Origin of the sequence: Streptomyces sedi, from assembly GCF_006335015.1 — a bacterium.
Taxonomy (GTDB): domain Bacteria; phylum Actinomycetota; class Actinomycetes; order Streptomycetales; family Streptomycetaceae; genus Streptomyces; species Streptomyces sedi.
This window is the reverse complement of sequence record NZ_VDGT01000001.1, coordinates 120,486-135,025: the sequence shown is the minus strand read 5'-3', so window position 1 is coordinate 135,025 and position 14,540 is coordinate 120,486. Positions and strand designations below refer to the sequence as shown.

Annotated in this window: 12 protein-coding genes; 6 read left to right on the top strand and 6 right to left on the bottom strand. The window is 72.5% G+C overall.

The window, feature by feature from the left end:
* Nucleotides 1–94 precede the first annotated feature (94 nt).
* Nucleotides 95–343 (bottom strand): phosphopantetheine-binding protein, encoded by a 249-nt coding sequence (locus FH715_RS00430; protein ID WP_139639963.1) that lies wholly within the window; start codon nucleotides 341–343, stop codon nucleotides 95–97.
* A gap of 368 nt (nucleotides 344–711) precedes the next feature.
* Between FH715_RS00430 and FH715_RS00425 the strand changes: the two genes are divergently transcribed.
* The 4 genes from FH715_RS00425 to FH715_RS00410 are packed head-to-tail and all read left to right on the top strand — an operon-like array spanning nucleotide 712 to nucleotide 5,433.
* On the top strand, nucleotides 712–2,259 hold the full coding sequence (locus FH715_RS00425; protein WP_139639962.1) for an AMP-binding protein: 1,548 nt from the start codon (nucleotides 712–714) through the stop codon (nucleotides 2,257–2,259).
* Nucleotides 2,256–3,509 carry a type III PLP-dependent enzyme domain-containing protein gene (locus FH715_RS00420; RefSeq protein ID WP_139639961.1) on the top strand — a complete coding sequence of 418 codons (1,254 nt, stop codon included), beginning with the start codon at nucleotides 2,256–2,258 and terminating at the stop codon, nucleotides 3,507–3,509. Before FH715_RS00425 ends, FH715_RS00420 begins: the two co-directional genes overlap by 4 nt.
* The gene (locus FH715_RS00415) at nucleotides 3,506–4,075 is read left to right on the top strand and encodes a cobalamin-dependent protein (protein ID WP_139639960.1); all 570 of its coding nucleotides are present in this window, start codon (nucleotides 3,506–3,508) and stop codon (nucleotides 4,073–4,075) included. The genes FH715_RS00420 and FH715_RS00415 overlap by 4 nt, the downstream gene beginning before the upstream one ends.
* Nucleotides 4,072–5,433 (top strand): methylaspartate mutase, encoded by a 1,362-nt coding sequence (locus FH715_RS00410; protein ID WP_246108461.1) that lies wholly within the window; start codon nucleotides 4,072–4,074, stop codon nucleotides 5,431–5,433. The genes FH715_RS00415 and FH715_RS00410 overlap by 4 nt, the downstream gene beginning before the upstream one ends.
* 280 nt (nucleotides 5,434–5,713) lie before the next feature.
* Here the strand turns inward: FH715_RS00410 and rfbA are convergent, their stop codons facing one another.
* Together rfbA and FH715_RS00400 are read right to left on the bottom strand one after the other, a co-directional pair.
* Nucleotides 5,714–6,610: a glucose-1-phosphate thymidylyltransferase RfbA gene (gene rfbA / locus FH715_RS00405; protein ID WP_139639959.1), complete on the bottom strand. Its 897-nt coding sequence runs from the start codon at nucleotides 6,608–6,610 to the stop codon at nucleotides 5,714–5,716.
* Nucleotides 6,607–7,899, bottom strand: coding sequence for an activator-dependent family glycosyltransferase (locus tag FH715_RS00400; protein ID WP_139639958.1), 1,293 nt, complete (start codon nucleotides 7,897–7,899; stop codon nucleotides 6,607–6,609). Before FH715_RS00400 ends, rfbA begins: the two co-directional genes overlap by 4 nt.
* Before the next feature lie 344 nt (nucleotides 7,900–8,243).
* Here FH715_RS00400 and FH715_RS00395 point away from each other — a divergent pair, with 344 nt between their 5' ends.
* Together FH715_RS00395 and FH715_RS00390 are read left to right on the top strand one after the other, a co-directional pair.
* Complete coding sequence (locus FH715_RS00395) at nucleotides 8,244–9,191, top strand: ACP S-malonyltransferase (protein WP_211367347.1); 948 nt, start codon at nucleotides 8,244–8,246, stop codon at nucleotides 9,189–9,191.
* A gap of 149 nt (nucleotides 9,192–9,340) precedes the next feature.
* Nucleotides 9,341–10,915 (top strand): AMP-binding protein, encoded by a 1,575-nt coding sequence (locus FH715_RS00390; protein WP_246108460.1) that lies wholly within the window; start codon nucleotides 9,341–9,343, stop codon nucleotides 10,913–10,915.
* A gap of 103 nt (nucleotides 10,916–11,018) precedes the next feature.
* On the opposite strand, the gene rfbB is transcribed toward FH715_RS00390, so the two are convergent.
* The 3 genes from rfbB to FH715_RS00375 are packed head-to-tail and all read right to left on the bottom strand — an operon-like array spanning nucleotide 11,019 to nucleotide 14,493.
* Nucleotides 11,019–11,993: a dTDP-glucose 4,6-dehydratase gene (gene rfbB, locus FH715_RS00385; protein WP_139639957.1), complete on the bottom strand. Its 975-nt coding sequence runs from the start codon at nucleotides 11,991–11,993 to the stop codon at nucleotides 11,019–11,021.
* Nucleotides 11,987–12,994 (bottom strand): aldo/keto reductase, encoded by a 1,008-nt coding sequence (locus tag FH715_RS00380; protein WP_425472632.1) that lies wholly within the window; start codon nucleotides 12,992–12,994, stop codon nucleotides 11,987–11,989. The genes rfbB and FH715_RS00380 overlap by 7 nt, the downstream gene beginning before the upstream one ends.
* A complete protein-coding gene (locus FH715_RS00375; RefSeq protein WP_139639956.1) occupies nucleotides 12,991–14,493 on the bottom strand; it encodes an NDP-hexose 2,3-dehydratase family protein in 1,503 nt (500 codons plus the stop codon). The genes FH715_RS00380 and FH715_RS00375 overlap by 4 nt, the downstream gene beginning before the upstream one ends.
* Nucleotides 14,494–14,540 lie beyond the last annotated feature (47 nt).

The window sequence follows — 14,540 nt, the reverse complement described above, 5'->3', positions numbered from 1 at the left end:
CGGAACCGCCGCCCCCAAGCCCGCGAGAGAGCCGCCCGCCGACGTGCGTCCCACGTCGACGGGCGGCCCCACGCGCTCCGCGCCGGCACGCCCGTCAGGCGCTGGCCCCGCGCAGCTCGCTGAGCGTCGACCACAGCCGGTCGGGGGTGGCGAACGTCTCCAACGTCAGGGCGTCGTCGACGAACCGCAGCTCGTACTCGTTCTCCAGGGCGCTCAACAGCTCCACCGTGCCCAGCGAGTCGAGACCGAGGTCGCGCAGCGACGCCCCGCCGGCGAGCTCCTCGTCGCCGCCGAGAAAGGGCAGGTGCTTGCGCACGATCGCCTCGAACTGCTCATCCCACATGTGTACTCCCTGTGCGTCGAACCGTCGGCCGAACCCGTCGAGCGGTCATCGGGCCGGCCGCCGGGAACCCGCGGGAAACCCCGCACCCCCATGGCAACCGCACCGGCGATCCCGGGAAACCCTTAGCGGCCCCTAACCCGCTGGCAGCTCCCGCCCACACGCCCCCGGCGGCCCGGAACCCGCGGGACCGGCGGCGCCCGCCTAGGGGTGGCTAGGGGTGTGGCAGTCACTGACGCCGTCCCTAGGGTGCCCGAGCAGCGGAACCCCGCACGACGACTCCGCTCGACAGCTCCGCAGGACAACTCCGCAGGACAACTCCCACGAGATCACCGGGGATTCGAGCCACCGGTGGAGAGGCGAGGCAGATCATGGAGGGACTCGCGAAGTCGGACGACGCCCCCCAGGTGCTGGCCCCCGGCACCGAGCGCGTGCACGACTTCCTCGACGAGGCCCTGCTGACGGCGGTGGACGCACCCGCGGTGCGGGACGCCTCCGGCGGCTGGACCTACCGGCAGCTGGCCGAACGGAGCCGGGAGTTCGGCGCCTGGCTCGACGCGCAGGGCGTGCGGCGCGGCGACCGGCTGGTCGTCCAGGCACCCAGCCGCCGCGAACTCGTCGCGATGCTCTACGGCACCCTCGCCCGGGGCGTCGTCTTCGTTCCGCTCAACCCCGGCATGAAACCGTTCCACCTCAGGTCCGTGCTGGCCAACGCCGAACCCAAGCTGGTCATCGGCGCCGGCGCCGGCGTCGCGCGCCTCACCGAGGTCACCGAGGCACCCGTGCGCGACCAGGACGACGTGTGGCGGGAGGCCGACGAGCTGGCGAAGTCCTCACCCGCGGGCCCGCCCCCCGCCGAGGTCACCCCCGACGACCTCGCCGTCCTCGTCTACACCTCGGGCTCCACCGCGGCCCCCAAAGCCGTCATGTCCCACCACTCCCACATGGCCTTCGCCGCGCGCGCCATCGCCGCCGTGCTGCGGTACCGGCCCGACGACGTCGTCTTCTGCCGCTTCCCCATCTCCTGGGACTACGGCCTCTACAAGGTGCTGCTCGCCTGCCTCGGCCGTTCCGAACTGGTCCTCGCCGACGAGGAGTCCGACCTGACGCTGCTGCGCAGAATGGGCGAGACCGGCGCCACCGTGGTGCCCATCGTGCCGTCCCTGGCGCAGATGATCGTCGCCCTCGGCGCCCGCGCACGCGACGGGCTGCCCGCCGTGCGGCTCTTCACCAACACCGGCGCCGCCCTGCCGGCCGCCACCATCCGTTCGCTGCGCGAACTCTTCCCCGGCGTGCGGGTGGTCCGCCAGTACGGGCAGACCGAGTGCAAGCGCGTCACCGTCATGCCCCCCGAGGAGGACGCCGAACGCCCCGACTCCGTCGGCGTCCCCCTCCCCGGCACCCGGGTCCTCATCCTCGACGGCGAGGGCAAGGAGGTCCCCACGGGCGAGGTCGGCGAGATCGTCGCCGCCGGACCCCACGTCATGCCCGGCTACTGGCGCGCGCCCGAGCAGACCGCGCGCGTCTTCAGGGCCGACCCCGACACCGGCGAACCCCGCCTGCACACCGGCGACTACGGATGGCTGGACGAGGACGGCTACCTCTACTTCCAGGGCCGGCGCGACGACATGTTCAAGCGCCGCGGCATCCGCATGAGCACCGTCGAGATCGAGGCCGCCGCGACCGACGTGCCGGGGGTGGAGGCCGCCTGCGTCGTTCCCCCCGCCGACGGCACGGACCTGGCGATCGTGGTGGAGGGCGAGGTGGAGTCGCACGCGGTGCTGCGCGAGTTGGCCACCCGCCTGGAGCCGGCGAAGGTGCCGGCGCTGTGCCGCGTCGTCCCGCGGCTCCCGCTGACCGCCCACGGCAAGATCGCGCACCGGGAGATCGCCGCGCTGCTCAAGGAGGAGAACCTGTGACCGTCGACAACCGTCACGCCGAGCTGGCCGAACGCTTCGGAACGCCCCTGTACGTCTTCGACCTCGACGAGGTGGCAGCCGCCCGCGACGAGCTGCGCGCCACCCTCCCCGAGGGCAGCGCCCTCTACTACGCCCTCAAGGCCAACCCGCACCCCGACGTCGCCCGCGCGCTGCGCGAGACCGCCGACGGCGAGGAGGGCTGCCGCGCGGAGATCTCCTCCAGCGGCGAACTGGCCGCCGCCCTCGAAGCCGGCTTCGACCCCGCCGAGTGCCTCTACACCGGCCCCGGCAAGACCACCGGGGAGCTGAGCCACGCCCTCGAACTGGGCGTGCGGACCTTCTCCACCGACTCCGTCACCGACGTGCGGCGCGTCGGCTCGGCCGCCGCCGACCGCGGCCTGGTCGCCGACTGCCTGCTGCGCGTCAACAGCGCCTCGGCCGCCGCCGGCACCGGCGTGCGCATGACCGGCCGCCCCTCCCAGTTCGGCTTCGACGTCGAGAACCTGCCCGAAGCCGTGCGCGAGCTGGCCGGCACCCGAGGCGCGCGGCTGGCCGGGATGCACTACTTCCCGCTGAGCAACGCGGCCGACGAGGAGGGCCTGGTCGCCGAGTTCCAGAACACCCTGGAACAGGCCACCGCGCTCGCCGAGGAGTTGGAGATCCCGCTCTCCCTGCTCGACCTGGGCGGCGGGTTCTCCGCGCCCTACGGCGTCCCCGGCGGCCGGGCCAGCTACCCCAAGCTGCGGAGCGAACTCACCACCGCCCTCGACACCCACCTGCCGTCCTGGCGCGACGGCTCGCCCCGCATCGCGTTCGAGTCCGGCCGCTTCCTGGTCGCCTGCGCCGGGACGCTGCTGCTCGGCGTCACCAACGTGAAGGTCGGCAGGGGCCGCACGTTCGCCATCCTGGACGGCGGGATCAACATCTTCGGCGGCATGTCCGGGCTCGGGCGGCTGCTGCCCGCCAGCGTCCTCCCCGAGGGCGGCCCCGCCACCGGCACCGCGACGCTGGCCGGGCCGCTGTGCACCCCGGGCGACGTGCTCGGCCGGGACGTGGAGGTCGCCGACCTCGCGCCGGGCGACGTGCTGACCGTGCCCAACGCCGGCGCCTACGGCGTCAGCGCCAGCCTGCTGGCGTTCCTCGGCCGACCCGCGCCCGTCGAGGTCACGGTCCGCGGCGGCGAGGTCGTCTCCGCCTCCCGCCTCGACTACCGCCGCGCCTATCTGGAGCCGGACGGGGCCGCCCGATGACCGCCCCCGCGCGACGCGATGCGCACGAGCCGACCCCCTCCGGACCCGGCGCGCCCGGCGGCGGGGCACCGGCCACCCCCGGCGGCACCGTCGTCCTGGGTACCGTGCCCTCCGACTCTCACACCTGGAACCTGGTGCTCCTCCAACTCCTGCTGGAGGAATGCGGGTTCGAGGTGGTCAACCTCGGTCCCTGCGTCCCCGAGGAGCTGCTCGTCGAGGAGTGCCTGCGGCACCGGCCCGAACTCGTCGTCATCAGCAGCATCAACGGCCACGGCTACGCCGACGGCCTCCGGCTGGCGCCCCGCGTCCGGGCCAGGCCCGAACTCGCCGAACTCTCCATGATCATCGGCGGCAAGCTGGGCGTCGGCGGCGAGGCGGCCGACCGCGAACGCGGCTCCCGGGCGCTGCTGGAGGCCGGCTTCGACGCCGTCTTCTTCGACGCCGCCGCCGCCGACCTGCGCCGCTACCTCCTCTCCGGCGAACGGCCGGGCGAGGCCGCCGCGGCGCCGGCCCTCGAAGAGGAGTACGCCCGGGGCGAGTTGGCGGGAGCGTCGAGCGCGTCGTGACCGAGGCCCCGCTCCCCGCCGTCGGGGCGGTGGACTTCGACGCGTTCGTCCGCCGCCGCGCCAGCGCCGGCGCCCTGGTGGTGCAGCCGCGCATGGGGTTCATGGACCCCGAGGCGATGCGCGCGGGACTCGCCGCCACCAGGGCCGCCGACGCCACCACCGTCGGCACCCTCACCCTCGACAGCTACACCCGGCTGCGGGACGAGGCCGCCCTCGCCACCGCGCTCGCCGAGGGCAGGCCACTCAACGGCTACCCGTTGACCACGCATCCGCCCGAGGTCACCGCCCGCATGCTGGCCGGGCTGCGCGGCCCCGACTTCCCCGTCCAGGTCCGGCACGGCTCGGCCGTGCCCCGGCACATCTTCGAGTCGATGATCGGGCTCGGCCTCAGCGCCAGCGAGGGCGGCCCGATCTCCTACTGCCTGCCCTACGGCCGCACCCCCCTGGCGCAGTCCGTGCGGAACTGGGCCGACAGCACCCGGCTCTTCGCCACCCTGCGGGAACGCGGCGCCCAGCCACACCTGGAGTCGTTCGGCGGCTGCCTCCTCGGGCAGCTGTGCCCGCCGAGCCTGCTGGTCGCGGTGTCCGTGCTGGAGGCGCTCTTCTTCCACCAGCACGGCGTCCGCAGCGTCTCCGTCAGCTACGCGCAGCAGACCAACGCCACCCAGGACCGCGAGGCCGTCGCCGCGCTCCGCCGACTCTGCGCCGAACTGCTGCCGGAACCCAGCTGGCACGTCGTCATCTACGCCTACATGGGCCTCTACCCGGTCACCCCGCGCGGCGCCTACCGGATGCTGGCGTCGGCGGCGGAACTCGCCGTCCGCTCCGGCGCCGAGCGGCTCATCGTGAAGACCGTCGCCGAGTCGATGCGCATCCCGACCGTCGAGGAGAACGTCGCCGCCCTGGAGTTCGCTGCAGCCGCCGCCGACACCGTGCGCGGCTGGACCGGGGGAGAGGTCGCGGAGGTCGACGCCGACAACGAGGTCTACCGGGAGGCCGCGGCCCTCGTCGACGCCGTCCGCGACCTCCACCCCGACCTGGGCACGGCGCTCGCCGAGGCGTTCACCAAGGGCTATCTCGACATCCCCTACTGCCTCCACCCCGACAACCAGGGCCGCACCCGCAGCTACATCGACGAGGAGGGGCGGCTGCGCTGGGCCGACAGCGGCGACCTGCCGTTCGGCCGAGGCGGGGACGGGGGTGGCCTCGCCGGCCGGGCGCGGACCGTCACCTCGGCGGCGCTCCACGCGGACCTGCACCATGTGCGGTACGCGTACGACGCGGACGAGGGACCGGCGGACGACATCCTCGCCGCGGTGGCCTTGCCGGCCCTGCCGGCCCTGCCCCCGGGCCCATAGACCCCGCCCCGGCGCTGCGTTGCTCGCACGGTGCATGTGTGGCGGGTCGCAGTCGACTACTGACCTTGCCGGTCTGGGTGGGTTGTCGTCTGCGGCTCGGTGTGTGGTTGCTCGCGCAGTTCCCCGCGCCCCTGGTGTGGGTTGGCGTGGTCGGTCGGGTGCGGGTGGCGGCCTGTTTGGGGGCGCGGGGAACTGCGCGGTGCATTCGTGGCGGGGGTGAGACGACCACGGTGCCGCGCCGGCAAGGCGGGTTGTCGTCTGCGCCCCCGCCGGCAAGGCGTCAGCGGGCCGACACCGGGGTGTCGGCCAACTCCTGGGCGATCGTGCGGACATACGCCCCGTACGCCGACGAGGACTGCCGCGCGCCGAGCCGGTAGCACGTCTCGGAGTCGATGAACCCCATCCGCAGCGCCACCTCCTCCACACACGCGATCCGCACGCCCTGCCGTTCCTCCAGCACCTGCACGTACTGCCCGGCGGCCAGCAGCGACGACGGCGTGCCGGCGTCCAGCCACGCGAAGCCGCGGCCGAGATCCACCAGCCGTGCCTTGCCCCGGCGCACGTACTCCAGGTTGACGTCGGTGATCTCCAGCTCCCCGCGCGGCGAGGGCCGCAGGTTCTTCGCGATGTCCACCACGTCGTTGTCGTAGAAGTAGAGCCCGACGATCGCCCGGTTCGACCTCGGGTTCGCCGGCTTCTCCTCCAACGACACGAGCCGGCCCTCGTCGTCCGTCTCGCCCACGCCGTACCGGTGCGGGTCCTCCACCGGGTAGCCGAACAGCACACAGCCGTCGATGTCGTCGCGCGCGTGGCTCTGGAGGATCTCGTAGAAGTTGTGGCCGTGGAAGACGTTGTCGCCCAGCACCAGCGCCACCGGCCCGTCGCCGATCTGGTCCGAGGCCAGGATGAACGCCTCCGCGAGCCCGCCGGGGTGGGACTGGCTCACGTAGTCGATGTTCAGCCCCAGATGGGCGCCGTTGCCGAGCAGCCGCCGCAGCTGCGGCAGGTCCGTCGGCGTCGAGATCACCGTGATGTCGCGGATGCCGGCCAGCATCAGCACCGACAGCGGATAGTAGATCAGCGGCTTGTCGTTGACCGGAAGCAGCTGTTTGGACACCGAGAGCGTCAACGGGTGGAGCCGGGTACCGTGCCCACCGGCGAGAACGATGCCCCTCACGCCGGGGAACCGCCCTCGGCGGCCAGCGCCTCCAGCTCGGGAACGATGTCGTGCGGGGTCGGCCGCGCCAGCAGCTCGTCCCGCAGCCGGCCGGCCTGCTCCCGGAACCCGGGCTCGTCCAGCACCCGGCCCAGGCTCTCGCTCAGCGAGTCGGCCGTGAACTCCGTCGGGTCGATGCACAGCCCCGCGCCCTCGCCGGCCAGGGCCTGGGCCGTCGCCTTCTCGTCCCACAGCCAGCCGGGAACGATGATCTGCGGCGTGCCGTGGCGCAGCGAGTTCTGGAGCGTCCCGCCACCGCCGTGGTGGATGATCGCCGAGCAGCTCGGCAGCACCTCGTTCAACGGCACGAAGTCGACCAGCCGCACGTTCTCCGGCAGCTTGTCCAGTCCGGGGACCTCGCTGGGGTCCGCGCCGGCGCCGACGGTGGTGATCAGCTCCACGTCCAGGTCGGCAGCGGCTTTCAACAGGTTGTAAACAGGGAAACCCTGGTGGTTGGCCTCCGGCAGCGTCAGCCCCAGCGTCAGGAAGACCCGGGGGCGCTTCGGCGTCTCGTGCACCCAGTCGGGCACCACGGAACGGCCGTTGTAGGAGACCGGACGCACCGGGATGCGGTTCGTCGGCTCGCCCGGCACCCGCAGGAACTCCGGCATCGGGTCGATGGTCCGCTGCCCGTAGACCAGTTCCTCGCCGAACGCCTTCGCCGGGTCGAGCCCCAGCCCCTCCAGCCGTCCGCGCATCCAGTCGCCGAGACCGTCCTCCCGGTCGCCCGGCGCCTGCTCCTCGCGCAGCCTCAGGAACAGCGAACGCATCCGCGCCCAGTGGTCGGTGCCGAAGACCAGCCGCGCCTGCGCCGCGCCGCTGGCCTTGGCCGCGATCGGGCCCGTGTACGTCATGGCGTCCCAGATCACCAGGTCGGGACGCCAGCTGTCGGTGAGCCGCGCCAGGTCCTCCAGCGTCTGCTGGTTGGCGGCCAACTCGGCTATGTGCGCGTACGTCTTGAGGGTGTCCCGCACGTACTCCCAGGTCAGCTTCTCCGGGTCGGTCTCGGCGATGTTGTAGCCGAAGCCGTAGCCCGGCTGGTCGCCGCCGTCGGCCTCCCGGTTCTGCTCCATCAGGTTCAGGTCGGGGCCGACCGGAACGGCCGTCAACCCCGCGCGGGTGATCGACTCCATGAGGTCGGGCTGGCTCGCCACCCGCACCTCGTGCCCCGCGGTGCGCAGTGCCCAGGCGATCGGAACGGTGTTGAAGAAATGCGAATCGAGGGCGAGGGTGGTGATGAGGACACGCATGGCTCAGTCTCCAGTCCGACGGAAGGCCGCGGTGCGGACGGGACCGGCTCTGCCGGCCCGCTGGTCCGTCTCCGGTCTCGGGGAGCGCACAACGGGGTTCGCTCACATGCGGGCTCACGCTAGGAGTGGCGCACCACCCGGCCAACCCCTAGCCACCCCGCCCCGCACGCCCCGAACGGGCCTCGAACGCGCCCCGCGCGCCCCTGACTTCACCCCGGCGCCGCCCATCTCGGCGGTGCGCCCCCTAGCGGTGTGCGGGTGGGTAGGGGTTCATCCCCGCCCGGGCGGCCACCCATAGTGAACCGGCACGCGCGAGAACCGCGTACCCGGAGGTGGGAGTGGCGATGGTGAGCGAAGACCGGTCCGGTGCGGCGGTGGTGTTCCCCGGCATGGGGGCCATGCCGTTCGATGACGTGGGCAAGTTCATGGTGGTCAACCCACAGGCGCGTGACCTGTTGACCACTGCCGACGAGGTGGTCGGTTACTCGGTGGTCGACCGCTTCCGCGAGGCGGAACAGGACTACTCCGAGGCCGCGCAGGTCGCCTTCCTGGTCAACTGCCTCGCCCTCGCCCGCTGGGCCGAGGACCAGCTCGGCCTCGACCCGCTGCTGTGCGCGGGCCCCAGCTTCGGCGGCAAGGCCACCGCCGCCCACACCGGCTGCCTCTCCGTCGAGGACACCGTCCGGATGACGGCCCGGCTGGCCCGCCTCCAGGACGAGTACTTCTCCGAGGAGCACAAGGACGTCGTCACCCACTCCTTCGTCCGCACCCCCACGGAACGGCTGACGGAGATCCTCGCCGAGATGGACGCGCGCGGCTGGTGGCACGACATGGCCTGCTACGTCGACGACGACATGCACATGGTCTCCGTGCGCGAACACGCCCTCGACTGGTTCAAGGAACGGATCAGGAACGCCGGCGGCCTCTCCCTCTACACCATGCGCCCCCCGCTGCACTCCGGCGCGTTCGGTCCGCTGCGCCGGCGGGCCGAGGACGAGGTCTTCGCCGGGCTCACCTTCGCCGACCCCCGGACACCCGTGGTCTCCGACCACGACGGCACCGTGCTGCGCACCGGCGACGAGGTGCGGACCCTGCTGCTGGACGGCATCGTCCGCCCCCTGCGCTGGCCGCTGGTGGTCGACGCGCTGCGGGAGAACGGCGTCGGCACGGTCCATGTCGCCGGCCCGGACAACCTCTTCGGACGCGTCCGCCGCACCACCGCCCACTTCGACGTCGTCCGGCTCACTCCCCGCATGGCCCTGCGCCCACGCGGGGCGGCGGACCGCGCCTGAGCCGAGCGCCTGAGCCAGGGCGCCTGAGCCAGGGCGCCTGAGCCAGGGCGCCTGAGCCGAGCGCCTGGCGAGGCGCCGGCCCGGGCGCCGCCCGGGCGTCGAGAAACACCGCACCGCGCCAGCGAAGACCGCACCGAGAAGGACACGTGATGTCGATGCCCCCCGCGTCCGACGCGTCGCCCGCCGCCGAGGCCCTCGGCCCCCGCGGCCTCGCCGGCCGCTTTCTGCGCGGCCTCTCCCTCAACCCCCGTGGCGCGGCCGTGCGTTCACCCGGCTGGTCACTCAGCTACGAGGAGCTGCACCGGCGGGCGCTGGCCTGGGCCGGCGCGCTGTCGCGGGCCGGCGACGGCCCGCCGCCCGCCGCCGTCGGGGTGCTCGCCGGCAAGGGGCCCGAGGCGTATGTCGGGATACTCGCCGGGCTCTACGCCGGCGCCACCGTCGTGCCCCTCAACCCGGACTTCCCCGCCGGGCGGACCGCCGCCATGATCGAGGCCGCCGGCGTCGGCGCCGTCCTCGCGGACGCGCGCGGCCGTGCGCTCCTCGCCCAGGCCCCGCCGGGCGCCCCCGGCCCGCGGGTGCTCGCCCTCGACGAGGACGAGCCGCCCGCCGACCGTGCCCTGACCGCGCCCCTCCCGGCGGACCCCGAGGGCACCGACTACGTGCTGTTCACCTCGGGCTCCACCGGGCGTCCCAAGGGGGTCCGCATCCCGCGCGCCGGCACCGCCCACTACTTCGAACTCCTCGACAAGCGCTACGACTTCACCCCGGACGACGTCTTCTCCCAGACGTTCGACCTGAACTTCGACTGCGCCATGTTCGACCTGTTCAGTGCCTGGGGCGCCGGCGGCACCGTGCAGCTGATCCCCGGCACCGCCTACCGCGACCTGCCGGCGTTCGCCGCCGAACACGGGCTGACCGTCTGGTTCTCCACGCCCAGCGCCATCTCGCTGCTGCGCCGCATGGGCGACCTCGGCCCGGGCACGCTCCCCGGGCTGCGCTGGAGCCTCTTCGCCGGCGAGGCCCTTCGCTGCGTCGACGCCGACGAGTGGCAGCGCGCCGCGCCCGCCTCCACCGTGGAGAACCTGTACGGGCCCACCGAGCTGACCATCACCATCTGTGCCTACCGCTGGTCAACCCAGGACACCCCCGGCCTCGCCGTGCACGGCATCGTTCCCATCGGCGAGGTCCACGAGGGCCACCGGCGGCTGCTGCTCGACCCGGAGGGCCGGACCGTCTCCGGCAGCGGCGCGGAGGGCGAACTGCTCATCGCGGGACCGCAGTTGACCAACGGCTACCTGGACCGGGCGGACGGCGAGGGCCGGTTCGTCGTCCGCGAGGGGCGCACCTGGTACCGCACGGGCGACCGGGTCCGCGAGGTCGCCGACGGCGTGCTGGTCTACGTCGACCGCCTCGACGCGCAGGTGCAGGTACAGGGGCTGCGCATCGAGCCCGCCGAGATCGACCAGGCGCTGCGCGCCTGCGGGGGCGTCGCCGAGGCCGTCACCGTGGCGGTGCCGGCCCCGGACGGCGACACCGCGCTCGTCGGCTTCTACACGGGTGAGGCCCAGCCGGCCGCCGCCCTGGCGCGTGCCCTGCGCGGCGCCCTGCCGGAACGGATGATCCCCCGCCGCTTCGCGCACCTGCCGGAGCTGCCGCTGAACCCCAACCGCAAGACCGACCGCGCCGCCCTGCGGGCGCGCGCCTCCGCACTGCTCGACGGCTGACCGCCTCCCCCTCGGCCAGCGGGAAGGGCGCGGGTGGCGGACCGGAAGATCCGCCACCCGCGCCCTTACGTGTGCGCTGACCCCGCGAACTGGTCAGGTCAGGTCAACCCGCGGCCAGCAGTGGTTTCCACCAGTCGGGGCGTTCCACATACCAGCGGACCGTGTCCGCCAGCCCCTCGTCGAAGCCGGTGCCGGGGCGGAAGCCCAGGGCCCGCAGCTTGCTGTCGTCCAACGCGTACCGCTGGTCGTGGCCCTTGCGGTCCTCCACCCACTCGATCCGGTCCGAACCCAGGTCCAGCGCGCGCAACAGCCGTTCCGTCAGCTCCAGATTGGTCAACGGCGTCGACCCCGAGACGTGGTACACCTCGCCGGCCCGCCCGCGCTCGGCGACCAGCTGGATACCCCGGCAGTGGTCGTCGACGTGGATCCACTCCCGCTCGTTCAGCCCGTCGCCGTACAGCGGGACCTTGCGGCCCTCCAGCAGACGGGTCACAAAGAGCGGGATGATCTTCTCCGGGTACTGGTAAGGCCCGTAGTTGTTGCCGCAGCGCGTCAGCCGCACGTCCATCCCGTGGGTCCGCGCATACGCCAACGCCAGGTGGTCACCACCCGCCTTGGCCGCCGAATAGGGCGAGTTGGGCGACACCGGCGCGTCCTCGGCCCACGAACCCTCGGCGATCGAGCCGTACACCTCGTCCGTCGACACCTGCACGAAGACCCCGACGCCCGCCTCGGAGGCGGCCCGCACCAGCCGGTGCGTCCCCAGCACGTTGGTCTGGGCGAACACGTCGGGTCCCGTGATGGAGCGGTCCACATGCGTCTCCGCCGCGAAGTTGACCACCACGTCGTGACCGGGAACCACCCTCGACAGCAGCTCGGTGTCGCAGATGTCGCCCCGCACGAACGCGAAGCGGCCCTCCACCGGCGCCAACGACGCCAGGTTCCCCGAGTACGTCAGCTTGTCGAGCACCGTCACCGAGACATCGGCCCACGCCGGGTAGCCGCCGGTCAGCAGCGTCCGCACATAGTGCGAACCGATGAACCCGGCCCCGCCGGCGACCAGAACCCGCCTCACCACGCCCACGCCTCCGGACCCGGCCCACCGTTGCCCAACGGCGGGAAGAGCCGCTCCAGCTCGGCCAGGAAAGCGTCGTCCAGCCGCAGCTCCAACGCCCGGAAGGCGCCCGCCAGATGGTCGATGGTGCGCGGCCCGGTCACCACCGAGGTCACCCCGGGGCGGCCAAGCACCCACGCCATCGCCACCTCGGCCGGGTCGAGCCCCGCGTCGGCGCACAGCTTCTCGTACTGGCCGATCGCGTCCCTGTGCCGCTCCAGCGCCACCTGCGCCCGGCCCTGCGCCGACTTCACCGCGGTGCCTGCCTCCAGCTTCCGCAGCGCGCCGCTCAGCAGCCCGCCGTGCAGCGGCGACCAGGGAAGAATCCCCACGCCGTAGGACTGGGCCGCGGGAATCAGCTCCATCTCCACGTGCCGGGTCACCAGGTTGTAGACGCACTGCTCGGAGACCAGCCCCAGGAAGTGCCGCCTGTTGGCCGCCTCCTGCGCCGCCGCCACGTGCCAGCCCGCGAAGTTCGACGAGCCCACGTAGCGGATCTTCCCCTGGGCGACCAGCATCTCCATCGCCTGCCAGACCTCCTCCCAGGAGGCCGACCTGTCCACGTGGTGCATCTGGTAAAGGTCGATCCAGTCGGTCTTCAGCCGCCGCAGCGAGTCCTCGCACCCCGCGATGATGTGCCGCGCGGAAAGACCCTGGTCGTTGGGCCTGTCGCTCATCGGGTTGAACACCTTGGTGCCCAGTACGACCTGCTCGCGCCGCCCTCCGCCCCGCGCGAACCACTCGCCCAGCAGCTCCTCGGTGAAGCCCCGGTGCACCTGCCAGCCGTACTGGTCGGCGGTGTCGACGAAGTTGACGCCCCGCTCCAGGGCCTCGTCCAGCAGGGCGAACGCCTCCTCCTTCGAGGTGCGCACCCCCAGGTTCAGCGTCCCCAGACACAGTCGGGACACCCGCAGCGCGGTGCGGCCCAGCGTCGAGTACGGCATGTCGGTCTCTGCTGTGGTCATCGCGTGGATAGCTCCTCGGTCGCGCCGAACAGGCTGTAGAGGCAGGCGGTCAGACTGCGCGCCTCGATGTTCACGTAGTAGCTGTGCCGCGTCAGCGCGGACAACTGGTTCAGGGTCATCCAACGGAACGCGTCGTCCCCGCCCGAGTCCACCACCCCGGCCCCGTCGTCGAGCTCGACGACCAGATACCGGTTCCTCGCGTGGTAGAAGCGCCCGCCCTCCTCCGAGTGGACGCTGTCGAAGACGATCCGGTCGGCCGGCGCCTCCAGCACCTGGTCCAGATACCGCAGATGCGGCGGGCGGGGCCCCGGCAAATAGTTCGAAGGGGTGCACTGGACCGTCGGCGCCAGCTCCACCCCGTCCAGGAAGCCGGGCTGCGGCCTGGCGTTGACCAGTGCGTGCAACACGCCGTCGAACCGGGCGACCAGGAACGCGATCACGCCCTGACCACACGGCTGGATCATCGGCTGCGTCCACTGCTTGACCTCTCGGCTGCCGCTGCGCACATCCACCCCGACCACCCGGAAGAACCGCCGGTCCTCATGCTCGACGACCTCCTCCGAACGCTCCCAGCCGACCACCTCGTTCAACGGGACCTGCCGGGTCCGCAGCTCGGTGACCACCCGCTGGTCGTTGAGCCAGCGGCGGATCGCCGCCATGGGGTGCAGCGCGCCGAAGCCGCCGTGACAGGAGCGCGCCAGCGCCGAGCGCAGGTCGTCCCCCAGCTCGAACCCGGGCGGCACCGCGCCCTCACCGGCGAACGGCAGACAGCCGAGCACCGTCCGGGAGTCCATGTTGATCACGTCGTCCTCGGCCAGCAGCCGACTGATCTGACCCAGCGTCAGCCAGCAGAAGTTCTCCAGCTGTTCGACGTCCTCCTCGACCTCCACCACCATGTTGCGGTTGCGCTTGCGGTAGAACCACGAGCCCTGCTCCGACTGGAGGACGTCCGTCAACAGCCGGTGCCGGTGGGCCTCCTGGAAGTACTCCACATACGGCACGGCCGAACCCCGGTGCACCCGCGTGTAGTTGCTCCGCGTCGCCTGCACCGTCGGCGACAGCTGGACGCCGTTGTGGTTGCCGGGCTCGTTCTTCGCCTGCATCAGGAAGTGCGGGGTGCCACCGAACCGCTTCATGATCAGCCCGAGCGTCCCGATCTCCTGCTGGAAGATCATCGGCTGGCTCCACGACTGCCACGGCCCGTCCGACAGCCGGACGTCCACGCCCTCCACGGAGAAGAACCGACCCGATTCATGCGCGATGTTCCCCGTGCCGGACTCGACCTTCCAACCTGCCAACGCTTCCAGCGGAACCTTCCGCACGTCCGCGACATCCACCCGCTGACGCTCCGCGTACCACTCGCGGAACTCCGCCGTGCTCACGACCCCCTCGCGCGCCAGCGACGACTCGGCTATCCGCCCCACGGCGTCGGCGTCGGCGTCGGCCGGCCGGCCCGAGGGCCGCGTCGCACTCGATGTCGTGGGAAAATCCTCCGCCATGGAAAACCTCTCTTGCCGTGCACGGCTCCTGAATGCGTGGCGCGACG

What these genes read in the sequence shown, in the direction of transcription:
- FH715_RS00390 (WP_246108460.1), top strand. Translation starts at nt 9,341, where the DNA reads ATGTCGATGCCCCCCGCGTCCGACGCGTCGCCCGCCGCCGAGGCCCTC.
- FH715_RS00425 (WP_139639962.1), top strand. Translation starts at nt 712, where the DNA reads ATGGAGGGACTCGCGAAGTCGGACGACGCCCCCCAGGTGCTGGCCCCC.
- FH715_RS00375 (WP_139639956.1), bottom strand. Translation starts at nt 14,493, where the DNA reads ATGGCGGAGGATTTTCCCACGACATCGAGTGCGACGCGGCCCTCGGGC.
- FH715_RS00380 (WP_425472632.1), bottom strand. Translation starts at nt 12,994, where the DNA reads ATGACCACAGCAGAGACCGACATGCCGTACTCGACGCTGGGCCGCACC.
- FH715_RS00430 (WP_139639963.1), bottom strand. Translation starts at nt 343, where the DNA reads ATGTGGGATGAGCAGTTCGAGGCGATCGTGCGCAAGCACCTGCCCTTT.
- FH715_RS00400 (WP_139639958.1), bottom strand. Translation starts at nt 7,899, where the DNA reads ATGCGTGTCCTCATCACCACCCTCGCCCTCGATTCGCATTTCTTCAAC.
- FH715_RS00415 (WP_139639960.1), top strand. Translation starts at nt 3,506, where the DNA reads ATGACCGCCCCCGCGCGACGCGATGCGCACGAGCCGACCCCCTCCGGA.
- FH715_RS00395 (WP_211367347.1), top strand. Translation starts at nt 8,244, where the DNA reads ATGGTGAGCGAAGACCGGTCCGGTGCGGCGGTGGTGTTCCCCGGCATG.